The organism is Comamonas sp. wu1-DMT (assembly GCF_040187805.1).
GTDB lineage: Bacteria > Pseudomonadota > Gammaproteobacteria > Burkholderiales > Burkholderiaceae_C > Comamonas > Comamonas thiooxydans.
Window position 1 is genome coordinate 84143 of record NZ_JBANEM010000017.1, and the last position, 22051, is coordinate 106193.

Sequence of the window (22051 nt, forward strand, 5' to 3'; positions counted from 1 at the left end):
TTGCCGCGAGGCGACGCGCATCACGCACTGCCGTCTTAATTCACCTGCAACACACAACAAACGCTGGAGATACACATGAAGCAGCTGTCCTTGGCCCGCATGGGCGCACTGGCCCTGGCAATTTCCGCCATGTCGGGTGCCTATGCCGCCGATACCAAGTCCGTGGCCGTGACCGCCATTGTTGAACACCCCGCCCTGGATGCGGTGCGCGACGGCGTCAAGGATGCCCTGAAGGCAGCCGGCTACGAAGAAGGCAAGTCCCTGAAGTGGCAGTACCAGAGTGCACAGGGCAATACCGGTACGGCTGCCCAGATCGCGCGCAAGTTCGTGGGTGACAAGCCCGATGCCATCGTCGCCATCGCCACGCCTTCCGCCCAGGCCGTGATCGCGTCGACCAAGAGCGTGCCTGTCGTGTTCTCTGCCGTGACCGACCCCGTTGCCGCCAAGCTGGTCGCCAGCTGGGAACCCTCCAAGAACAATGTGACCGGCGTTTCCGACCTGCTGGCCCTGGACAAGCAGATGGATCTGGTCAAGCAGGTCGTGCCCAATGCCAAGCGCATCGGCATGGTCTACAACCCCGGTGAAGCCAACTCCGCCGTGGTCGTGAAGGAACTGCAGGCCCTGCTGCCCAAGATGGGCTGGACTCTGGTGACGGCTGCGGCTCCCCGCTCGGTGGACGTCTCCAGCGCCGCACGCTCGCTGGTAGGCAAGGTGGACGTGATCTACACCAACACCGACAACAACGTGGTGTCGGCCTATGAATCGCTGGTCAAGGTTGGCCAGGACGCCAAGATTCCTCTGGTGGCGTCTGACACCGACTCCGTCAAGCGCGGCGCCGTGGCCGCCTACGGCATCAACTACCGCGATCTGGGCGAGCAGACCGGCCGCATGGTTGTGCGCATTCTCAAGGGCGAGAAGCCCGGCGACATCAAGCCCGAAGTCTCTACCAAGATGGAGCTGTTCGTGAACCCCGGCGCCGCTGAAAAGCAAGGCGTGAAGCTGTCCGACGCGCTGATCAAGTCCGCCGCTACCGTGGTCAAGTAATCCACTCCCTGTCGCCAGCACTGCCGCTCTCAGGCGGTGCCAGCACAGCGGCAGGTGCCGTGGCAACATGGCCCTGCCGATTTTTTTAGACGTTTGCCGCGCCTGTCGCTCTCTCTATGTCTCTATTTTCCATCCTCGGTGCCATTGAAATTGGCCTGATCTTCAGCCTGGTGGCGCTGGGCGTCTTCATCTCCTTTCGCTTGCTGCGTTTTCCCGATCTGACGGTCGACGGCAGCTTCCCCCTTGGCGGTGCGGTCTGCGCCATTCTGATTTCTACGGGCACCAATCCCTGGCTGGCCACGCTGGCCGGCACGGCAGCCGGTGCCGTGGCGGGCTTCATCACAGGCTGGCTCAACGTCAAGCTCAAGATCATGGACCTGCTGGCCTCCATCCTGATGATGATCGGCCTGTACTCGGTCAATCTGCGCATCATGGGCGGCCCCAATGTGCCGCTGATCAACGAACCCACGCTGTTCACCATGCTGCAGCCGGCGAACATTGACGACTATGTGATGCGTCCGCTGATCATGCTGGGCTTCGTCATCGTGGCCAAGCTGGCTCTGGACTGGTTCTTTGCCACCGAACGCGGTCTGGCCATCCGCTCCACGGGCTCCAACGCCCGCATGGCCCGCGCTCAGGGCGTCAATACCGGCGCCATGATTCTGCTGGGCATGGCAATTTCCAATGGCCTGGTCGGTCTGGCCGGAGCGCTGTTCGTGCAGACGCAGGGCGGCTCCGACATCTCCATGGGTATCGGCACCATCGTCATCGGTCTGGCCGCCGTGATCGTGGGCGAGACCATCCTGCCCTCGCGCAAAATCATCTGGGCCACGCTGGCCGTGGTGCTTGGCGCCGTGGTCTACCGCTTCTTCATCGCAGCGGCCCTCAATATCGATGCCATTGGCCTGAAGGCACAGGACTTGAATCTGGTGACGGCAGTGCTGGTGACCATCGCACTGGTGATTCCGCAAATCAAGAAAAAGCTGAGCAAGCGCAAGTAAGAAGAAGGACGGCGGAGAACACCATGCTGAACGCACAAAACCTCGAACTCACCTTCAATCCCGGCACGCCGATCGAAACCCGTGCCCTGCGCGGGCTGTCGCTGTCCATCCCCGACGGTCAGTTCGTGACCGTCATCGGCTCCAACGGCGCAGGCAAGTCCACATTTCTGAACTGCGTCTCGGGCGACCAGAGTGTGGACAAGGGCAAGATCGAAATTGCCGGCATCGACATGACGCGCATGCCGGTATGGTCTCGCTCCAAGCAGGTGGCCCGCGTGTTTCAGGACCCCATGGCCGGTACCTGTGAAGACCTTTCCATCGAAGAGAACATGGCGCTGGCGCACGAGCGCGGCAACCTCCGCGGCCTGTCCAAGGCAGTGAAGGCCAGCAATCGCGAGCTGTACCGCGACCGTCTGGCCACGCTGGGCCTGGGTCTGGAAAATCGCCTGACCGACCGCATCGGTCTGCTCTCGGGCGGACAGCGCCAGGCCGTGAGCCTGCTGATGGCGGCGCTGCAGCCTTCGCGCATTCTGCTGCTAGACGAACACACTGCCGCTCTTGACCCGCGCACCGCGGACTTTGTGCTGCAGCTGACGGCACGCATCGTGCAGGAAGCCAATCTGACCACCATGATGGTGACCCACAGCATGCGCCAGGCGCTGGATGTGGGCACGCGTACCGTCATGCTGCACCAGGGCAATGTGGTGCTGGACGTCAGCGGCGAAGAGCGCTCCAAAATGGACGTCCCCGACCTGCTGCATATGTTCGAGAAGGTGCGTGGCGAGAAGCTCGCGGATGACGCCTTGCTGCTGAGCTGATTGAGGCCGGACGGCCTGACCGCACACAGTTCACTATCAAAAAAGAAGCTGCCAGTCCTTGATAACCATTGGCTGGCGGCTTTTTTCATCTCAAGATAGAAACTATCGACAATCAACATTGACATTTCGGCATTTATTTTTGACGAAATTGACAAATAAACAATCAAATAGACAGAGCCCTGCCGAATGCAAGCCAAGTATGAAGCCGCTCTCGTCGACGATTTGACGAAGATTTAAGGATATTTTTTTGAATCTCTGATCCAGTCATTAATTCTGAAATATCAAACACTTAGATATCGATTCAAGCCATGGCTGCCTTAATCCACAGCTCACGCTGTACGGCTCATGCGCAAATCGCTCACAATCTGCACCCTATCGGAAGCCACTGAGCACGATGCATGTCATCGCCGTTCACGCTGACCGCGTTGATACCCGGGGACTCCTGATATCAGGGCGCAACAAACGGGCATGGGGCCCAGGCTTTTACCAGCCAGGACCGCCAAGGCTTCATGATCCGCAAAAAACCAATATCTCTCATGAGCGATAGCCAAGCAAAAACTGACAACGGTGGCTTGCACCGTTCCCTCAAGGCCCGACATATGTCGATGATCGCCATCGGCGGCTCCATCGGCACCGGCCTTTTTGTCGCCTCTGGCGCAACCATCTCGCAAGCAGGCCCCGGCGGTGCATTGCTGGCCTACATGATTGTGGGCCTGATGGTCTATTTCCTGATGACCAGTCTGGGCGAGATGGCTGCACACATGCCAGTCTCCGGCTCTTTTGCCACCTATGGCGCCAAGTACGTGGATGAAGGCTTTGGCTTCGCCCTGGGCTGGAACTACTGGTACAACTGGGCCGTGACCATTGCCGTGGACCTGGTTGCGGCGCAGCTGGTGATGGCCTACTGGTTCCCCGGCACCAACGGCGTGCTGTGGAGCGCTCTGTTTCTGGCACTGATGTTCGGCCTGAACGCACTGTCCGCCAAGGGCTTTGGCGAATCCGAGTTCTGGTTTGCTGCCATCAAGGTCACAACGGTGCTGGTCTTCATCGCCATCGGCGTGCTGATGATCTTCGGTATTTTGCAAGGTGGCGCGCCCGACGGTATCTGGGGCAATATTGCCAACCTGAGCACAGGCGACGCGCCGTTTGCGGGTGGTTTTGCAGCCTTGATCGGCGTGGCAATGGTGGTGGGCTTTTCCTTCCAGGGCACGGAGCTGATCGGCATCGCTGCCGGCGAATCCGAAGATCCCGCCAAGAATGTGCCCAAGGCCGTGCGCAAGGTGTTCTGGCGCATTTTGCTGTTCTACGTCTTTGCCATCCTCATCATCGGTCTGCTGATTCCCTATACCGATCCCAAGTTGCTGCGCAACGATCTGGGCGATATCGCTGTCAGCCCCTTCACACTGGTGTTCGAACGTGCCGGCCTGCTGGGTGCCGCTGCCGTGATGAACGCCGTGGTGCTGACCTCCGTGCTGTCGGCCGGCAACTCCGGCATGTATGCCTCCACCCGTATGCTGTATGCGCTGGCCAAGCAGGGCATGGCGCCCAAGCTGTTTGCCCAGGTCAACACGCGCGGCGTGCCCGTGCTGGCATTGATCGCCACCACCGTGATTGCCGCCCTGTGCTTTCTGACCAATATCTTCAGCCCCGAAGTGGTCTACATCTGGCTGCTGAATCTGTCCGGCATGTGCGGCTTCGTCGCCTGGCTGGGCATTGCCATCAGCCACTACCGTTTCCGCAAGGGCTGCGAGGTGCAGAACTACGATATGAACCAGCTGCCTTACAAGGCAGCGGCCTTCCCCTTCGGCCCCATCTTCGCCTTTGTGCTGTGCCTGATCATCACCTTGGGTCAGAACTATGAGAACCTGATCAAGGACCAGATCGACTGGGTCGGTGCCATCGCCACCTATATCGGCCTGCCTCTCTTCCTGGTCATCTGGTTTGGCTACAAATGGGTCAAGGGCACCAAGATCGTCAAATACTCGGAAATGGATCTGAACGGCTCGCGTTAATACCTAGTCATTTTTGATCCCGCCCAAGGCAGCGCCGGCAACGGCGCTGCCTTTTTTGCGTCCTGGGACTGCCTCGAATGCCGTCGATTAGTCCCAACAGACGATTCATGTCATGACAAATATCTGAAGAATAAATGCTCACAGGCAACGGCCTGCAAGGTTTTTTCACTAGGAAAACAAGAGCAATGCAACAAAAGACGATGAGCACAGCACTGATGCTGTGCATAGGTTTGCTGAGCGCAGGAGCCGCCTGTGCCAAGGTTCCCGCCACGGAAGCCGACAAGCTGGGCAAGGAGCTGACTTGCACCGGCGCCATCAAAGCCGGCAATGCCGACGGCAGCATCCCGCCATTCACGGGCAAGATCCTGGGCGTTCCTCCCGGCGTGAAGTTCACCAAGTCAGTGGGACAGTTCCAGCCCGATATCTACGCCAACGAAAAGCCGCTGTTCGAAATCACGGCCGCCAACATGGCGCAATATGGCGACAAGCTCAGCGCCGGCCAGAAGGCGCTACTCGCCAAGTTCCCCACCACCATGCGCATTCCCGTCTATCCGGGCCACCGCGACTTCCGTTATGACGACGACATCTGCGCCGTCATCAAGCGCAATGCACTGGAAGCCGAGGTAGTCAACGACGGCAATGGAGTCAAGGGCTTCATGGGTGCTCTGCCCTTCCCCATTCCAAAGACCGGCCTGGAACTGCTATGGAACAACCTCATGCCCAGCCGCGCCAGCACCGAAGAGGTGGAACGCGACATGGCACTGGTGGGCGCAAGCGGCGATATCGCCTGGGGCCGCACCAGCTATATTCAGCTCAGTCGTTATGACTCCAAGGAAAATCTGGGCAAGCCCAACGAAGGCAAATACGCCTATGTGACCAATTTCTCCATCCTGCCCGAGCGAGAAAAAGGCGGCGTGATTCTGTCCATCGAGCCCATGAACTTCGGCACGGACAAGCGTCTGGCCTGGAATTACGATCCCGGCACTCGCCGCGTGCGCCAACTGCCCGAGTTCGGCTATGACCAGCCCTCCCCCGGCACCAGCGGCAAGGCAACCATCGACTCCGAGCGCCTGTTCAACGGCGGCTCCGAGCGCTACGAGTGGACCATGCACGGCAAGCGCGAGATGTTCATTCCTGCGAACACCTTTCGTATCAACCAGCAGATGAAATACGCCGATCTGCTCAAGCCAGGTCATCCCAACCCGGCCTACACCCGCTATGAACTGCGCCGCGTCTGGGTGCTGGAGGGCAAGCTCAAGCCCGGCTTCCGTCACCTGTACTCCAAGCGTGTGATGTTCATCGACGAAGACACCGGTCACGCCGTCTCGGGCGACTTCTACGACGCACGCGGCCAGTTGTGGCAGCACGGTGAAATCAATTACTACTATGCCTACGACATCAAGAAATGGCACGCGGGCACATCGTTCTACTATGACCTGAATGCCGGCTCCTATGTGAGCATGAATCTGGTCCAGGAGCGCCCCAAGGCACCAATTCTGGGCAAGGACAACCTCAAGCCCAGCCAGTACACTCCCGAGGCGATTCGCAACCTGGGCAACTGATAGACAACAGGTGGCTCAGCCACCGCGCGCACCGCACCGCAAGGTGCAAAGAGAGGCCATGAGCCTCTCTTTTTTATGGCCGCTGCCGCTCCGAAACTGGTGCGCACCCCAGCATATGCGCGGGCTGCGTGCTAGGATGAAACACGGTGCCAGCATTGAAAACCATAGCAGCTGGCGTCGTTTTTTTCTGTCTTCGAGTCGATTTCAACGTGAACATCATTCACAAGCAGCCAACGACCCACCCGGTCGCATGGCAGGGCGCGGATCTGGCGGGCGCCCCCTTCCGGACTCATCGGCCATCCGCCGACACCCTTGCCGCCATCGCTGCCATGCGGGCCCGGTTCGGACAACGCCTCGAGTCACTTTGGAGCAAGGCGTCCCACTCGGCCAAGGTCGCAGCCTCGTCCTGTTTTAATCCCTGCACAACAAAGCCCGACTAAGCTTGCAGACGATTTAGTTCGCCGCAATCATGACTTCCATGCAATCACTGGCCCGATGGCTGCCCTTTCTTAATTGGCCCAAACCGACTTTCGGCCTGCTGCGCGGCGAGTTCTGGGCCGGCTTGACCGTGGGCCTGATGTTGCTGCCCCAGGGCGTGGCTTACGCCGCGCTGGCGGGCATGCCGCTGATTACCGGCATCTATGCCTCCATCATTCCTGCTGCGGTGGCCATCCTCTTCAGTCCGTCGCCCCGCCTGGGCGTGGGGCCGACGGCGCTGAGCGCCTTGCTGATCGGCGCCTCTCTGACCGGCATGGCCGAACCGGGCTCGGCCCAGTGGGTTGTGCTCGCTGCATGGATGGCCATTCTGTCGGGCCTGGTTCAATGGAGTCTGGGCGTGGTACGCGCGGGTTGGCTGCTCAATCTGGTCACCTCTCCTGTACTGGCAGGTTTTACCCAGGCTGCTGCGCTGCTGATTCTGGCTTCGCAGCTGCCCACCCTGCTGGGCATGCGCGCTGACTGGTCCACCGTCTGGCATTCTCCGTCCATCTATCTGTTCAGCATCCAATCCATCGCCTACGGCCTGGTCAGCATGGGCTTGCTGATGTTGGCCAAGAAATGGCGTCCTGCTTTTCCCTCGGCCATTTTCATCATCGGCTTGAGCGGCTTCATCAGCTGGCTCACGGGCTTCGCCGATGCGGGCGGCGCCGTGATCGGCCACCTGCCTGCGGGGCTGCCCAGCTTCCAATGGCCCGGCATGCTGGACTGGGAGCAGTTCGGCGCCCTGGTCATGCCCGTGCTGGTCATATCCCTGGTCAGCTTTCTGGAAACTGCCTCGAGCGCCCAGGTCGAGCATCAGCAGGCCGGCACGCGCTGGAACGAGAACCAGGATTTGATCGCCCAGGGCCTGTCCAAGATCAGCGCCGGCCTGTTCGGCAGCTTTGCCACCAGCGCATCTTTCTCACGCTCTGCCGTCAATCTGCTCGCAGGTGCCAGGACCGGCTATGCCAACGTGTTTTCCATTTTGCTGGTGGTCGTGGTCGTGCTCTGGTTCATTCCCTGGCTCTACCATGTGCCGCAGGCAACGCTGGCTGCCATCGTGATCACCGCCGTGCTCAACCTGGTCAAGCCCAGCGCGATTCTCAAGCTTTTCAGGATCTCCAAGGTCGAAGCCAGCATCAGCGTCGCCACGCTGGTGCTGACCATCGTCACCGCCCCGCGCATGTACTGGGGTGTGTTCGCGGGCATCATGCTCAGCCAGGCTTACTACCTCTATCACCACCTGCACCCGCGCATCATCGAGGTCGGCGAGCATCCCGACGGCAGCCTGCGCAGCCGCCTGCTTTGGCAATTGCCGCCCCTGGCACCTGAAGTCGTGGCTCTGCGCATGGATGCAGACCTTGACTTTGCCACGGCCACGGCACTTGAGCGCTACGCGGCCGATGCCCTGCAGCAAACGCCCCAGGCCAAAGACCTGGCACTGCTGATGCAGTCCATCAACAGCATAGACATCACCGGAGTCGAAACATTTGCCCGACTGGAACGCCTGGTCGCATTGCGCGGCGGTCTGCTGCACGTGGTGGGATTGAAGTTGCCGGCCGAGCAAAGGCTGGAACGCGCCGGACTGCTGCACAAGGAAGGCAGCCCCATCAGGCTCTATCGAACGGATGCCGACTTTCTGCGAACGCTTGGCAATTTCCCCACAGAACTGACCCGGATCAACGCTGACGAAAAGCCTACATCCACAAAAAGCTAGGGGTCGCTGCTACACTGACGGTCATCATTGATAGTTTGTCGTGACTTCATCCGCCCCCCACCAATCCGTGTTTTTGCGCGATCTGCGCCTTGCCACCGCACACAATCTGGTGACTCGCGCGGGCGGTAGCGATAACCGTCTGCCCACTGACACTCCCACCCATTACCTGCAAGCACTGATTGATGGCTTGTGCGCACTGTCTTTGCGCGACCCCCTCACGGGGCTGGCCAACCGACGCCATTTCCGCTCCGTGATCGAGCGCGAAATCGACCGCGTGGCCCGCTCCGGAGAAACCGCACTGCTGCTGATGCTGGACATTGACCATTTCAAGCAGATCAACGACGAGCACGGTCATATTGCTGGCGATATGGTGCTGCAATCCGTGGCACAGACCCTGTCCGAAATCATTCGCCCCATGGACACCCTGGCGCGCTTCGGTGGTGAAGAATTCGCCATAGTGCTTCCGGTGTGCCCTGCGCATCAGGGCCGCGCGGTCGCCGAGCGCCTGCGCCAGGCCATCGAAAGCAACTCCATCGCTTTGTCCTCGGGCCAGTCGCTGAAGATCACTGTGAGTATCGGCGGGGTCTACGCCCAGCAATGGATTCGCAGCACGGCGCAACTGTGGACCGAGCGTGCCGATCGCCAACTCTATCTGGCCAAATCGGCAGGCCGCAACTGCGTCTGCGTGGAGGATCCGCCCGACAGTACGGTGAGTGCCGAGGAAAAAAGCCTGCTTTTCAGCCCTTTGCCTGCCGCTTCGTTAGAGGAAAATGTCTCTGACAATACAGCACCAGACGTAAACACCGACGCCGCAAGCCAGGTCATAACGCCTTGAGACGATGGACACCTTGGCCCCTCACCCTACTTTGCCCGCTCATATATCCATGGAAGATGCCCTGCGTGCGCCTGGCCGCAACAAGCAGGCCCACATCATTGCCGTCACCAGCGGCAAAGGCGGTGTCGGCAAGACTTTCGTCTCTGCCAATCTGGCTGCTGCGCTGACGCGCCATGGCTTCAACGTGCTGGTATTGGACGCGGACCTGGGCCTGGCCAATCTGGATGTGGTGCTCAACCTCTACCCCAAGGTCACGCTACACGATGTGTTCACGGGTCGCTCCACGCTGGAAGATGCCATTCTGACCACGCCGGGCGGCTATTCCGTGCTGCTGGCAGGCTCGGGCATGATCGAGTACTCGCGCCTCACCCCCGAGATTCGTTCCCAGTTCATGCGCACGGTGGAGTTGCTGCGCCCGCGCTACGACATCATCCTGCTCGACACCGGCGCCGGCATCTCGGATGTGGTGCTGTTCTCCGTCTCTCTGGCAACCGAAGTGCTGGTCGTGGCCACGCCCGAGCCCACTTCGCTGACCGATGCCTACGCCGCCATCAAGGTACTGGCCCTGCAGCAAAAGCGCCAGCAGATCCGTCTGGTCATCAACCAGGCGCAACGCCCCGGCGATGGCCGCGCCATCACGGGCCAGTTGCAGCAGGTGCTCAACCGCTTCGTGACCACCGAGTCCGGCCAGCCGCTGCAGCTGACCCACTGGGGCGATATTCCGGTCGACTCCGCCGTGCGCGAGGCCGTGATGCGCCGCCAGTTGCTGCTGCAGGCCATGCCCGGAGCACCCGCATCCCTCGCAGTGGCACAGCTGTCCAATAAAATCAAGGCAGAGCTGACGGCCCCGGTCTGAGCTGCATCACCGTCGATGCAGCAGCCGCGCGGCCGCCCCCGGATATCGACGTGGCCGACATACTCAACATCTCCTGCTACAAATTCACGCCCCTGCCCGACGCCGACCAGCTGCGCCAGACGCTGCTGGAGCGTGCGCATGACCTGAGCCTCAAGGGCACGGTGCTGCTGGCCGAAGAAGGCATCAACTTTTTCCTGGCCGGCCCTGCCGAGGCCGTGCGCAGCTTTGTGGACCAGCTGAAGCAAGACCCGCGTTTTGCCGACCTGGCTCCCAAGGAAAGTTGGTCCGAGACCGTACCCTTTCGCAAAATGCTGGTCAAGGTCAAGAACGAGATCATCCGCATGGATCATCCCGCCATTCGACCCGCCCATGGCCGTGCGCCATCGGTCAGCCCGGCCACGCTGCGCCGCTGGCTGGAGCAAGGCCATGACGACGAGGGCCGCGAGGTGGTGACGCTGGACACGCGCAACGACTACGAAGTGGACGAAGGCGCGTTTGCCGGCACGATCGACTGGCGCCTGAGCAAGTTCACCGAATTCCCGCCCGCACTGCGCCAGCACAAGGACGAATTCGCCGGCAAGACCGTGGTCAGCTATTGCACTGGCGGCATCCGCTGCGAAAAGGCCGCCATCCTCATGCAGGACGAAGGCATCGAAAACGTCTACCAGCTCGAAGGCGGCATCCTCAAATATTTCGAGGAGACCGACGGCAAGTTCTACGACGGCGGCTGCTTCGTCTTTGACGGCCGCGACTCGCTGGGCACCGATCTGTCGCGCACCGAGCTGGTTCACCCCCGCCCCATCAAAAAGCATCTGATGGAACAGGACGCGGAGTAAGAAGCGCCAAGATGGCGCTCAACGCCACTATCAAAAACTAAGCGGCTAGCGCTGACTCAAGCTAAGTTTCAGAAGCATTCATCTCTGAAACACATGCAGGGCCAGCGCTATCCGCTTTGAATTGGATAGCACCCAATTTAGCTGAACGCTTATCTGACCCAGCGTGCTGCGGCCTTGGCCACACGCTCGCCAAACTGGCGTGCGGTTTCCAGATCACCGCCGGCCATCTCGCCGGCCGATGAGTCAGAGGGCGACTGCGCCATGGCACCGCAGAAACTGCCCATCCAGTTCACATCGTTGCGCTGGGCGGCCTTGGTATTCGAAGGCAGCAGGCCCAGTCCCACCCACACGCCGCCATGCTGCATGGCCAGGTGGTAGAAATAATCGAGCGTGACCTGCTTGTCGCCCTGCACGCTCGCGCTGTTGGTGAAGCCGGCAAACAGCTTGTCCTTCCAGGCCTGGGCAAACCAGGCCTTGGACGAGGCGTCGGCAAATTTCTTGAATTGCCAGCTCGGAGCAGCCATATAGGTCGGCGCGCCGAAGACGATGGCATCGGCCGCGGCCAGTTGCTCCCAGCCGCCCTCGGGCAAATTGCCATCGGCGTCGATGGCCAGCAACTGTGCGCCCGCGCCCTGGGCCACGGATTGCGCCATGCGCTGGGTATGGCCGTAGCCTGAGTGGTAGACCACAACGATATTGCTCATGATTTCTTCTTTCCTGCTTGCATCGGCGCGGCCATCCGCCGCACCATCCTGTATCTGTGCCAAATAAAGGCCCGCCGGATTGACACCCGGCGGGCCTTGTCTTTCGAGAGCGCGCTAGCTTAACAAAGCTATGACCGCTTGCGCACTTTCAGCCTGCGCTGCCTCATGCTTCAGCCTTTGCGGCCGTCCATGCTCCAGGCGCCTGCCCCATGGGCGGCGTAGCCAAGCAGGCCCCCGACCACGGCGATGTTCTTCCAGAACAGCAACTGCTGCATCATGGCTGCCTCTGCGGGCACGCCCCAGAAGTTATGGAAGAAGAAGCTGGCGATCAGCGTGAAAAATCCCAGGATCAAGGCTGCGCAGCGCGTATGCCAGCCCAGCAATATGGCCAGACCGCCCACGATCTCGATCACCAGGCCCACCGCCACCGCCACCTGGGGCATGGGCATGCCCGCCGATGCGGCATAACCCACGGTACCCGCAAAGCCATTGATTTTCTGAATGCCTGCTGGCAGAAACAGCAGGGCAATCAGCACACGGCCCACCAGGTCCAGAGGATTTCGCAATTGATTCAACATTTAAACTCCAGTCATTGCGACCCAGGGCCGCGTTGGTTCATATCAGCACAAGCCTTGAAATCGTCAGACTCAAGGTTCCAGGTCAAACACCAGAACTTCCGCAGCCCGGCCATTGGCAAGGCGCAGGCGCTCCTCATTTTCAATAAGTGCAGCGTCGCCGCTTGTCAGCTTTTGTCCATTCACGTCCAGCTCGCCACGCACCAGGTGCACATAGGTCTTGCGACCGGCTGGCAGGGCCACATCGGCAGCCTCTTCTGCATCGAACAGACCGGCATACAGGCGTGCATCGGCATTCATGGGAACCGAGCCCTCGGCACCGTCAGGTGAAGCCACCAGACACAGACGTCCACGCTTTTGCGCCTCGCTGAATGTCTTCTGGGCATAGCCTGGCTCGATACCTGTCCGTGCGGGCAGCAGCCAGATCTGCAGAAAGTGTGTGGTCTGCTCCTTGGCGTAGTTCTGCTCGCTGTGCACCACCCCCGAGCCCGCACTCATGCGCTGCACCTCTCCAGGCAGGATGGGGGTTTCATTGCCCATGCTGTCCTTGTGCGAGAGCGCACCTTCGAGCACATAGCTGATGATTTCCATATCGCGGTGGCCGTGCGAGCCAAAGCCTGTGCCAGGGGCAATCCGGTCTTCGTTGATCACGCGCAGATTACCGAACCCCATATGGCGCGGGTCGTAATAACCGGCAAACGAAAAGCTGTGATAGGACTTGAGCCAGCCGTGGTCGGCGTAGCCGCGTTCCTGGGATTTGCGCAGAGTCATCATGGTGTGCTTCCTTTCGTTCAAGTGACTGTCTCTATGGGCTCTACTGTAGAAGTCACCTGCCAGGCTGTGGCTGAACGGCGTTGATGGCATCATTCAAACTGTTTGAATCATCAATCTCACCATGCCCAGCTCCCGCGATGTGCTCACCCCCGACAGCCTGGCCATGCTGCAGGCCATTGCCGAAACCGGCAGCTTTGCCGCCGCTGCGCGCTCCCTGGGCCTGGTGCCCAGTGCGCTGACCTACCGCGTGCGCCAGATCGAAGATGCGCTCGATGTGCTGCTGTTTGACCGCAGCTCGCGCCACGCCCAGGCCACTGAGGCAGGTCAGGCCCTGCTGCACGAAGGCGCCCGCCTGCTGCAGGAGATCGATGCCGTCGCGCACCGCGTCAAGCGTGTGGCCACGGGCTGGGAGCCGCAGCTGACCATCGTCATCGACGGGGCCGTGGCCCGCACGCCCATCTTCGAGCTGGTCGAAGCCTTTTATGCGCTGACCCCGCCCACCACACTCAAGCTGCGCGACGGCATTCTCAACGGCACACTGGAAGTGCTGACCAGCGGCCATGCCGATCTGGCCATTGGCGTGGCGGTCAACACCAGCAATGTCTCCGAGCTGCAGACGCGCGAAATTGGGGAGATGGATTTCGTCTTCGCCGTCGCGCCGCACCACCCACTGGCCGGACTCGATGAGCCGCTTTCCGACGAGTTGCTGCTGCGCCATCGCATGGTGGCCGTGGCCGACTCGGGCGTGCGCAGCAACACCAGCTTTGGCCTGGTCAACGGCCAGGACGTGCTCACCGTGGACAGCATGCAGGCCAAGCTCGAGGCCCAGATACGCGGAATTGGAGCCGGCTTTCTGCCACGCGGCATGGTGCAGGCCTATCTCGATGCCGGCCTGCTGGTCACAAAACAGGTGCAGCGCGCCAGTCGCAATCTGCGCCTGCACTATGCATGGCCCGGCCCCGCCCACCGCACGCCTGGACGCGCCCTTCAGTGGTGGCTGACGCAACTGGAAAGCCCCGCCACGCGCAAGGCGCTTATGGAAAACCATCACCGTCAATAAGCTGCTGCGCGTCGCAGCCGCCACGCGGGAGGTGTAGAGTGAGTTGCGCTGCAACAATTCAGCACAAGCAGCACTTGCTATCTTTTGGATAGCTGGCTACGCTAGAACTCAAACGGTGTCGAAAAGGCTTTTTCATGAATGCTTCCCGCACTCGCGCGTCCGCAACTGCCTCCGCTTCTTCCCCTTCCCCGCATACCGGTGGCAAGCGCATTGCCGTCATCGGCGCAGGCATTGCCGGTCTGGCCTGTGCCCGCACGCTGATGCAGGCCGGGCACGACGTCCATGTCTATGAGCGCCTGACCCAGGCCGGCGGACGTATGCGCTCGGTCAGCGGCCCCTACGGCAGCTTTGACATCGGCGCCCAGTTCTTCACCGTACGCGATCCGCGCTTTCAGCAAGTGCTGGACACCACGCCCGGCAATCTGCGCGCCTGGAGCCTGAACAGCGTGCAGACCCGCAACGCCCAGGGCCGCAGAGTCGACAAGCACACGCCGGTGCGCGAGACCCACTGGGTCGGCATGCCCGATATGCAATCCCTGCCACTGGCCTGGGCAGCGCCGCTATGGGATGCCGGGCGCCTGCATCTGGGCCAGTCCCTGCGCGCCATGAGCCACCACATTGCCAGCGGCAGCAGCCACAGCCGCCACCAATGGTCCCTGATGCTGGATACCGAAGACCACGGCCCGCAGATTGCTGCCGACTTCGATGCCGTGGTGCTGGCCGTGCCGGCGCCCGTGGCCGCGCAACTGCTGCAGACCGCGCCTCAGGGTGCGGCCCTGGCCAGGACCCTGGCCCCTGTGGAAATGGCCCCCTGCTGGGCCATGACGCTGTCCTACCCCATGGCTGCGCAGGCCGGACTGACCACACTGGGCCCGCAGTGGAATGCCGCACGCAGCACGCATGAGCGCGTTGCCTGGGTGGCCCGCGAGTCCTCCAAACCCGGCCGCGCCCAGACCGAGCGCTGGACGATCCATGCCAACCCGCTGTGGTCCAACGAGCACCGCCACGACGACGCCACGCGCGTGCTTGCCAAGCTGCAAAAGGCCTTTGGCGAGATCACGGGCATCCGCGTTGCGCCGCGCCATGCCAGCGTCTACCTCTGGCAGCATGCCCAGACGCTGGCGCCCCTGGGCAGGCCGTTCAGCCACGACCCCTCGGTCGGCCTGGGCCTGTGCGGAGACTGGTGCATAGGCATGCGGGTGGAAGACGCTTTTGTCTCGGGTCTGGAAATGGGGCTGGCCCTGGTCTGAGCCAACTGCGCGCAGTCAAGGGGCGTAAGATGGCGTCCCTCATGACTGCGGCCCTTTCCTGTTCCTCCTCCAGCGCTCCCTGCACGGGGCCATATATCGGGCGCTTTGCGCCCTCTCCCACAGGGCCGCTGCATGCCGGCTCTCTGGTCGCGGCGCTGGCCAGCTGGCTGGATGCACGCGCCCACCACGGACGCTGGCTGATTCGCATCGAAGACATCGATCCGCCACGCTGCCAGGCTGGCGCCGACCAGGAAATCCTGCGCCAACTGGCCGCCTGCGGCCTGCACTCCGATGCCCCCGTGGTCTGGCAGTCGCAGCGTCATGCACTCTATGAAAAGGCGCTGCAGCAACTACAGGCGCAAAAAATGGCCTACCCCTGCGGCTGCACGCGCAAGGACATCGAAGCCGCCTGGCTGGCACAGGGACTGACTCACGAACGCCATGTGGAGCGACCCTACCCCGGAACCTGCCGTCATGGCCTGCGAGGCAAGCCTGCCAGAGCCTGGCGCTTTGCGCTGGAGCAGCAGGTACATGACTTACAAGAGCATCAACCCGAAACACCCTACCAACAAGCGCAAACAGCTACGCAAAGCATAGCAATCGGGCACTCTTGCCTCGAAAGCAAGCGCCCCGTGCTGCACTGGCAGGATCGGCGTCTGGGCGCGCAGCAGCAAGACCTGCTCGCCAGCGTTGGCGACTTTGTGCTGCGCCGAGCGGACGGACTCTGGGCCTACCAGCTGGCCGTGGTCGTCGACGATGCCGAGCAAGCCATCACCGACGTGGTGCGCGGCGAAGACCTGGCCGACAACACCCCTCGCCAGATCGTGCTGCAACACGCCCTGGGCCTGACCCAGCCGCGCTATCTGCACACGCCCCTGGTCTGCATGGAAAACGGAGAAAAGCTCTCCAAACAGCACGGCGCACCCGCCGTGGATGTCAGCCAGCCGCTGACCGTGCTTTCTGGCGCCGCGCAGCAGCTCGGCCTGCCACAAGCGCCCGCAGCCGCATCCTGCAGCAGCGAAAGCCCCGCAAGCGCCTTGCCTTTGGCGCTGGACTTCTGGGTCCGGTGCTGGCGCCAAACCTACAATATCGCCCCGTGACTTCTTCAAATCCAACACCTACCACCGATATGGCCGAAAACGTGCCAGCCGCTGACGCATCCGCAGCATCCCAAGGCCAGGCGCCCGAAGGCGTGGCCTATCCCAAGACCATCAAAAGCTATGTACGCCGCGCCGGCCGCACCACCACGGGCCAGGCCAAGGCTTTTGAAGAACTGGGTCCGCGCTTCCTGCTGCAATACCAGAAGGCTACTCTGGACGCCGCTGCCGCCTATGGCCGCGACGGCAAGCTGATTCTGGAAATCGGCTTCGGCATGGGTGAAGCCACCGCCCATATCGCCCGCGTGCGCCCCGACGATAATTTTCTGTGCTGCGAAGTGCACGAGCCCGGCGTGGGCGCGCTGCTCAAGCGCATTGGCGAGCAGGAGATCGAGAACATCCGCATCCTGCAGCACGATGCCGTGGAAGTCATCGACAACATGCTGCCCGAAGCCTCGATCGACGGCGTGCACATCTTCTTCCCCGACCCCTGGCACAAGAAAAAGCACAACAAGCGCCGCCTGATCCAGAGCCCGCTGATCGCCAAGCTGGCTGCTCGCATCAAGCCCGGCGGCTACATCCACTGCGCCACCGACTGGGAGCCCTATGCGGTGCAGATTCTGGAAGTACTGAACGCAGAACCCATGCTGCAGAACACGGCCGAGAACTACGCCGAAAAGCCCGACTACCGTCCGCTGACCAAATTCGAGAACCGCGGCATTCGCCTCGGTCATGGCGTCTGGGATCTGGTGTTCAGGAAAAAGTAACACCCCCTGAGCGGCTTTGCCTAGGCGGCCCCGCCGCTTCCCCCTCTCTGCTTCGCGGAGGGGGACGACAGCCTCGCTGCGGGGCGGCCCTTGCTTGCTGTCTCTGATTTGAGTCAGCGCCAGCTATTTGGATAGCGCCAGTTGCAAGGACTTGGCTCCAAGCCATAAAAAACGCTCCTCATTGAGGAGCGTTTTGTTTTTGGGCAAGGCAGCCCCAGCTGCCTTTTCCGATGCGCTTACAGACGCTCGGCCGCCCAGGCCTGGACGCTGGCCAGCGCTGCGGGCACGGCTGCGGCATCGGTGCCACCGGCCATGGCCATATCGGGCTTGCCACCGCCCTTGCCGCCCACTTGCTGGGCCACAAAGTTCACCAGCTCGCCGGCCTTGACCTTGGCGGTTTCAGCCTTGGTCACGCCCGCAGCCAGTTGCACCTTGTCGCCGTCCACGGCAGCCAGCACGATCACGGCTGCGCCCAGCTTGTCCTTGAGCTTGTCCATGGTGTCGCGCAAGGTCTTGGCATCGGCGCCTTCGAGCTTGGCTGCCAGCACCTTGACGCCATTGACGTCGGCAGCCTGCGTGGCCAGCTCGTCGCCCTGGCTGGAAGCCAGCTTGCCCTTGAGCGCAGCGATTTCCTTTTCCAGTGCCTTGATCTGATCCAGCGCACCGCCGATGCGGTTGGTCAGCTCGGCCACAGGGGCCTTGAAAGCGGCCGCGGCCTGGTCCACGGTGGACTCCAGCGACTGCAGATAGGCCAGCGCGTTCTCGCCGGTAATACCTTCGATACGGCGCACGCCAGCGGCCACGCCGGATTCGCCCACCACCTTGAACAGGCCGATGTCGCCGGTACGGCTGACGTGAGTGCCGCCGCACAGCTCGCGGCTGGAGCCGATGTCCAGCACGCGCACGGTTTCGCCGTACTTCTCGCCGAACAGCATCATCGCGCCGGTCTTCTGAGCCGACTCGATATCCATCACGCGGGCGTCGGTGGCTGTGTTGGCCAGCACCTCGGCATTGACGCGTGCTTCGATCTCGCGGATCTGCTCGGCAGTCACCGGGGCGTTGTGCGCAAAGTCGAAGCGGGTGCGCTCGGCATTGACCAGCGAGCCCTTTTGCTGCACATGGCCGCCCAGCACTTCGCGCAAGGCCTTGTGCATGATGTGTGTGACCGAGTGGTTGCGCATGGTCGCAGCGCGCACGGCGGTATCCACCTGTGCTTCAACGGCATCGCCCACCTTCAGGCTGCCGGCTTCCAGCACGCCGTGGTGACCGAATACATCGGCCTTGATCTTGAGCGTGTCTTCCACGGCAAAGCGGTTGCCGCCTGCGGCAATCACGCCCTGGTCACCGACCTGGCCGCCGGATTCGGCATAGAAGGGGGTCGTATCCAGCACCACGACACCGTTTTGGCCGGCCTGGAGCTCGTTCACGCTCACGCCATCGGCGTACAGCGCGACGATCTTGGCAGCCTCGGCCAGCTTGTCGTAGCCGGTGAACACATTGGCGTCCCCCGTGTATTCCAGCGCACGGTCCATCTTGAACTTGCCGGCTGCGCGCGCAGTTTCCTTCTGGTGCTGCATGGCGGCGTTGAAGCCGGCCTCGTCCACCGTCACGCCACGCTCGCGCGCCACGTCGTTGGACAGGTCCAGCGGGAAGCCGTAAGTGTCATGCAGCTTGAAGGCCACATCGCCGGGCAGCACCTTGACGTCACCGGCCAGTGCGCTGTCCAGGATTTCCATACCGTTGGCCAGGGTCTCGAAGAAACGCTCTTCCTCGGCCTTGAGCACGCTGGTGATATGCGCTTCCTGCTCCTTGAGCTTGGGATAGGCATCGCCCATCTGCACCACCAGGTCGGCCACCAGCTTGTGGAAGAAGGGAGTCTTCTGGCCCAGCTTGTAGCCGTGACGGATGGCGCGGCGGATGATGCGGCGCTGCACATAGCCACGACCTTCGTTGGAAGGGATCACGCCGTCGGACACCAGGAAGGAGGTGGCACGGATATGGTCGGCAATCACCTTCAGCGAAGGAGTGCCCAGATCTTCGGTGTGGGTTTCACGGCCGGCAGCCTTGATCAATGCCTGGAACAGGTCGATCTCGTAGTTGCTGTGCACATGCTGCAGGATGGCCGCCAGGCGCTCCAGACCCATGCCGGTATCCACGCAAGGTGCGGGCAGCCTCACCACGGAGCCGTCTTCCTTCATGTCGAACTGCATGAACACGTGGTTCCAGATCTCGATGAAGCGGTCGCCGTCTTCTTCCGGGCTGCCAGGAGGGCCGCCGGCAATGTGCTCGCCGTGGTCGTAGAAGATTTCCGAGCAGGGGCCGCAGGGGCCTGTGTCGGCCATCATCCAGAAGTTGTCGCTCTTGTACTTGCCGCCCTTGTTGTCGCCGATGCGGATGATGCGCTCAGCAGGCAGGCCGATGACGTTCTTCCAGATGTCATAGGCTTCGTCGTCTTCGTGATAGACCGTGGCCAGCAGCTTCTCGGCGGGCAGGCCGAAAACCTTGGTCAGCAGCTCCCAGCCCCACTCGATGGACTCCTTCTTGAAGTAGTCGCCGAAGGACCAGTTGCCCAGCATTTCGAAGAACGTGTGGTGGCGCGCGGTGTAGCCCACGTTTTCCAGGTCGTTGTGCTTGCCGCCGGCGCGCAGGCAGGCCTGCACCGAAGTTGCGCGGTTGTAGGGGCGCTTGTCCGTGCCCAGGAACACGTCCTTGAACTGCACCATGCCGGAGTTGGTGAACATCAGCGTCGGATCGTTGCCGGGAACCAGCGAGCTGGACGCGACAACCGTGTGGCCCTTGGAAGCGTAGAAATCCAGGAACGTCTTGCGGATGTCCGCAACGGAAAAAGTGGGTGTACTCATGGTGTTTGGTATGAAGACGCCTGCATGACGCCTGCGATCAGTACGGCCCGGCGCTGCTTTTTCAGGAGCTGCGCAGACAGGCAAAGGCGGGTAGGAACAGTTCATTGCTGAACCATTCCCCCCTAAGAACCGGACTTGCGACTTTCACCGCATCCGGCTCAAGCACAACAAGATTCAGTCCCGTCTAAAGCACCCCATTCTACTTCGGAGAGGCTTTTTCGAGATGAACCCGAAGCCTTTAAGAGGCCGGTTTCGCTACCTGCAAACCCAAGGCATGCAGTCGTCTATGACAGACCGGATGCAGCAGCACCCGATTGGAGAGGTTGTCCGACCCGCCCATCACCTTGTAAACAATGTGGTGGTCGTGCCAGCGTTCCCCTTCCTCCAGCGGCTCCGCACAAAGTGCGCAACGCCCGTTTTGGCTGATGTACAGCATCGAAGTTTCGTACTGGTACGCCATGTTTTTCAACATGCGTTTCGTTCTCAACTCCTCTCCGTACACCTCCCATACCGGGTCAAAGGGGTTGTATTCCCCCTTGATCTTTTCGTGCCTCACGATCTCTGTATCTGCAAGCTTCAACAGTTTGGTCGTAAGCGGGCCGTCCGCCGTTTTCACGGTTGCAGCAAACTCATCCCTGTCCTTGATGCGCTGCCAGTAACGGCTTTTGCACCAGGGGTGGGACTTATTCGGATGTCGCCGTCTCGTCCAGCGCACCAGGCGCCAGTAGATCAGGCTGTCCATCCGACTGAAGGTTTCCTTCGCCACCACCGGTTGGTGATACCTCGCCCAGCCTCGAAGGATTGGGTTCAGTTTGGCAATGAGATCCTCCTGCTTCGTCGATAGGTGTGTTTTCACGATTTCACTGACCTTGCGATAGAACGCTTGCGCGTTCTTCTTGCTCGGTTTGATCAAGAGCTTCCCTTTGTATTTGCGGAAGTTCCATCCCAGGAAATCGAAACCCTCGTCTATGTGAACGACCTTGGTCTTCTCCGGCGACAGTTGCAGACCTCGTTGTGCGAGGAAGGCTTCTATCCACGGCTTGATTTGTGTTTCCAGCACCTCTCGCGAGATGCCAGTCACCACAAAATCGTCGGCGTACCGGATCACATGGACTTTGAGTCCCTTGGCTTTTGTCTTCCCGTATTTCGCAACCAAGTGCGCTTTCAGGTCGGTTTCCAGCCCGTTCAAACACATATTCGCCAAAGTTGGCGAGATGATGCCGCCTTGCGGCGTCCCTTCTACAGTCGGCGATAGGTGCCCTCTATGGACTACCCCGGCTTTCAGCCATTTCAGCAAGATTGCCTTGTTCATAGGAACGTGGCGCACCAGCCATTCGTGGTTGATATGGTCAAAGCAACCTCGGATATCCGCTTCTAACACCCAAGAAGACGCCGTCTTCTGGGAAGTCGTGACGAATATCTGGCCCATGGCGTCTGCCGTCGAACGATTTCTCCTGAAGCCGTAGCTATTCGGATCGCTCGTGGTTTCCGCCACCGGTTCCAGTCCAAGCAGGTGTAGCGCCTGCATGGCCCGATCCAACATGGTTGGAATGCCCAGAGGACGCTCTTTCCCGTTGGCTTTGGGGATGTAGACCCGCCGCAATGGCTTGGGTTTGTATCCCCGCTGCTGCTTCAACCTTCCAATCGCCGCCCGTTTCAGGGCAGGAGAATCCCAAAGCTGGCGATCGACTCCCGCCGTTCGCTTACCTTGGTTTTCAGTTACACGTCTTACCGCCAGAGCCCTGGCGGAAAACGAGTGGTTTAAAGACCGTTGCAGAGCTTTCACCCTGCGCCAGTCCTTGTCC

The 22051-nt window shown here is 61.1% G+C and carries 18 protein-coding genes; 13 read left to right on the forward strand and 5 right to left on the reverse strand.

What is annotated here, in order from left to right; translation table 11 throughout:
* The first annotated feature begins 75 nt into the window (after positions 1-75).
* The 9 genes from V8Z78_RS21045 (at position 76) to V8Z78_RS21085 (ending at position 11158) form a co-directional block, all read left to right on the forward strand.
* Positions 76-1044: an ABC transporter substrate-binding protein gene (locus tag V8Z78_RS21045; protein WP_003064908.1), complete on the forward strand. Its 969-nt coding sequence runs from the start codon at positions 76-78 to the stop codon at positions 1042-1044.
* 116 nt (positions 1045-1160) lie between these two features.
* Positions 1161-2045: an ABC transporter permease gene (locus V8Z78_RS21050; RefSeq protein ID WP_003054767.1), complete on the forward strand. Its 885-nt coding sequence runs from the start codon at positions 1161-1163 to the stop codon at positions 2043-2045.
* Between the two features lie 23 nt (positions 2046-2068).
* On the forward strand, positions 2069-2863 hold the full coding sequence (locus V8Z78_RS21055) for an ABC transporter ATP-binding protein (RefSeq protein WP_003064901.1): 795 nt from the start codon (positions 2069-2071) through the stop codon (positions 2861-2863).
* 599 nt (positions 2864-3462) lie between these two features.
* Positions 3463-4875 (forward strand): amino acid permease, encoded by a 1413-nt coding sequence (locus V8Z78_RS21060; RefSeq protein WP_003064899.1) that lies wholly within the window; start codon positions 3463-3465, stop codon positions 4873-4875.
* Positions 4876-5060: 185 nt separating this feature from the next.
* The gene (locus tag V8Z78_RS21065) at positions 5061-6437 is read left to right on the forward strand and encodes a DUF1329 domain-containing protein (protein WP_349732064.1); all 1377 of its coding nucleotides are present in this window, start codon (positions 5061-5063) and stop codon (positions 6435-6437) included.
* 478 nt (positions 6438-6915) lie between these two features.
* A complete protein-coding gene (locus V8Z78_RS21070; RefSeq protein WP_034362034.1) occupies positions 6916-8631 on the forward strand; it encodes a SulP family inorganic anion transporter in 1716 nt (571 codons plus the stop codon).
* Positions 8632-8671: 40 nt separating this feature from the next.
* Positions 8672-9466, forward strand: a complete 795-nt coding sequence (locus V8Z78_RS21075) for a GGDEF domain-containing protein (RefSeq protein ID WP_052057607.1) — start codon at positions 8672-8674, stop codon at positions 9464-9466.
* Positions 9467-9470: 4 nt separating this feature from the next.
* Positions 9471-10322, forward strand: a complete 852-nt coding sequence (locus tag V8Z78_RS21080; RefSeq protein WP_042438298.1) for a MinD/ParA family protein — start codon at positions 9471-9473, stop codon at positions 10320-10322.
* A 50-nt stretch (positions 10323-10372) separates the two neighbouring features.
* Positions 10373-11158 carry a sulfurtransferase gene (locus V8Z78_RS21085; RefSeq protein ID WP_012838440.1) on the forward strand — a complete coding sequence of 262 codons (786 nt, stop codon included), beginning with the start codon at positions 10373-10375 and terminating at the stop codon, positions 11156-11158.
* 149 nt (positions 11159-11307) lie between these two features.
* Here V8Z78_RS21085 and V8Z78_RS21090 read toward each other — a convergent pair whose 3' ends face one another.
* From V8Z78_RS21090 to V8Z78_RS21100, 3 genes are all read right to left on the reverse strand, one after another.
* On the reverse strand, positions 11308-11862 hold the full coding sequence (locus V8Z78_RS21090) for a flavodoxin family protein (RefSeq protein WP_034410164.1): 555 nt from the start codon (positions 11860-11862) through the stop codon (positions 11308-11310).
* Positions 11863-12032: 170 nt separating this feature from the next.
* Positions 12033-12440, reverse strand: coding sequence for a DoxX family protein (locus tag V8Z78_RS21095; protein WP_349732065.1), 408 nt, complete (start codon positions 12438-12440; stop codon positions 12033-12035).
* Positions 12441-12509: 69 nt separating this feature from the next.
* Complete coding sequence (locus V8Z78_RS21100) at positions 12510-13211, reverse strand: pirin family protein (RefSeq protein ID WP_003064881.1); 702 nt, start codon at positions 13209-13211, stop codon at positions 12510-12512.
* 121 nt (positions 13212-13332) lie between these two features.
* On the opposite strand from V8Z78_RS21100, the gene V8Z78_RS21105 reads away from it, so the two are divergent.
* From V8Z78_RS21105 to trmB, 4 genes are all read left to right on the forward strand, one after another.
* Complete coding sequence (locus tag V8Z78_RS21105) at positions 13333-14271, forward strand: LysR family transcriptional regulator (protein WP_003064879.1); 939 nt, start codon at positions 13333-13335, stop codon at positions 14269-14271.
* Positions 14272-14405: 134 nt separating this feature from the next.
* Positions 14406-15521 (forward strand): NAD(P)/FAD-dependent oxidoreductase, encoded by a 1116-nt coding sequence (locus V8Z78_RS21110; RefSeq protein WP_349732066.1) that lies wholly within the window; start codon positions 14406-14408, stop codon positions 15519-15521.
* Positions 15522-15562: 41 nt separating this feature from the next.
* On the forward strand, positions 15563-16621 hold the full coding sequence (gluQRS, locus tag V8Z78_RS21115; protein WP_349732067.1) for a tRNA glutamyl-Q(34) synthetase GluQRS: 1059 nt from the start codon (positions 15563-15565) through the stop codon (positions 16619-16621).
* Positions 16622-16650: 29 nt separating this feature from the next.
* Positions 16651-17385 (forward strand): tRNA (guanosine(46)-N7)-methyltransferase TrmB, encoded by a 735-nt coding sequence (gene trmB / locus V8Z78_RS21120; RefSeq protein ID WP_280009086.1) that lies wholly within the window; start codon positions 16651-16653, stop codon positions 17383-17385.
* A gap of 236 nt (positions 17386-17621) precedes the next feature.
* Here trmB and alaS read toward each other — a convergent pair whose 3' ends face one another.
* Both alaS and ltrA read right to left on the reverse strand, forming a co-directional pair.
* Positions 17622-20246, reverse strand: coding sequence for an alanine--tRNA ligase (alaS, locus tag V8Z78_RS21125; protein WP_349732068.1), 2625 nt, complete (start codon positions 20244-20246; stop codon positions 17622-17624).
* A 238-nt stretch (positions 20247-20484) separates the two neighbouring features.
* A partial coding sequence (gene ltrA / locus V8Z78_RS21130) for a group II intron reverse transcriptase/maturase (protein WP_349732069.1) occupies positions 20485-22051 on the reverse strand: 1567 nt, incomplete at its 5' end.

Bases quoted from the DNA above. Each gene is read 5' to 3' on its own strand.
- V8Z78_RS21100 (WP_003064881.1), bottom strand. From the start codon at position 13,211: ATGATGACTCTGCGCAAATCCCAGGAACGCGGCTACGCCGACCACGGC.
- V8Z78_RS21105 (WP_003064879.1), top strand. From the start codon at position 13,333: ATGCCCAGCTCCCGCGATGTGCTCACCCCCGACAGCCTGGCCATGCTG.
- V8Z78_RS21095 (WP_349732065.1), bottom strand. From the start codon at position 12,440: ATGTTGAATCAATTGCGAAATCCTCTGGACCTGGTGGGCCGTGTGCTG.
- V8Z78_RS21050 (WP_003054767.1), top strand. From the start codon at position 1,161: ATGTCTCTATTTTCCATCCTCGGTGCCATTGAAATTGGCCTGATCTTC.
- alaS (WP_349732068.1), bottom strand. From the start codon at position 20,246: ATGAGTACACCCACTTTTTCCGTTGCGGACATCCGCAAGACGTTCCTG.
- V8Z78_RS21080 (WP_042438298.1), top strand. From the start codon at position 9,471: ATGGACACCTTGGCCCCTCACCCTACTTTGCCCGCTCATATATCCATG.
- V8Z78_RS21065 (WP_349732064.1), top strand. From the start codon at position 5,061: ATGCAACAAAAGACGATGAGCACAGCACTGATGCTGTGCATAGGTTTG.
- gluQRS (WP_349732067.1), top strand. From the start codon at position 15,563: ATGACTGCGGCCCTTTCCTGTTCCTCCTCCAGCGCTCCCTGCACGGGG.
- V8Z78_RS21045 (WP_003064908.1), top strand. From the start codon at position 76: ATGAAGCAGCTGTCCTTGGCCCGCATGGGCGCACTGGCCCTGGCAATT.
- V8Z78_RS21055 (WP_003064901.1), top strand. From the start codon at position 2,069: ATGCTGAACGCACAAAACCTCGAACTCACCTTCAATCCCGGCACGCCG.
- V8Z78_RS21070 (WP_034362034.1), top strand. From the start codon at position 6,916: ATGCAATCACTGGCCCGATGGCTGCCCTTTCTTAATTGGCCCAAACCG.
- V8Z78_RS21060 (WP_003064899.1), top strand. From the start codon at position 3,463: ATGTCGATGATCGCCATCGGCGGCTCCATCGGCACCGGCCTTTTTGTC.
- V8Z78_RS21090 (WP_034410164.1), bottom strand. From the start codon at position 11,862: ATGAGCAATATCGTTGTGGTCTACCACTCAGGCTACGGCCATACCCAG.
- trmB (WP_280009086.1), top strand. From the start codon at position 16,651: ATGGCCGAAAACGTGCCAGCCGCTGACGCATCCGCAGCATCCCAAGGC.
- V8Z78_RS21110 (WP_349732066.1), top strand. From the start codon at position 14,406: ATGAATGCTTCCCGCACTCGCGCGTCCGCAACTGCCTCCGCTTCTTCC.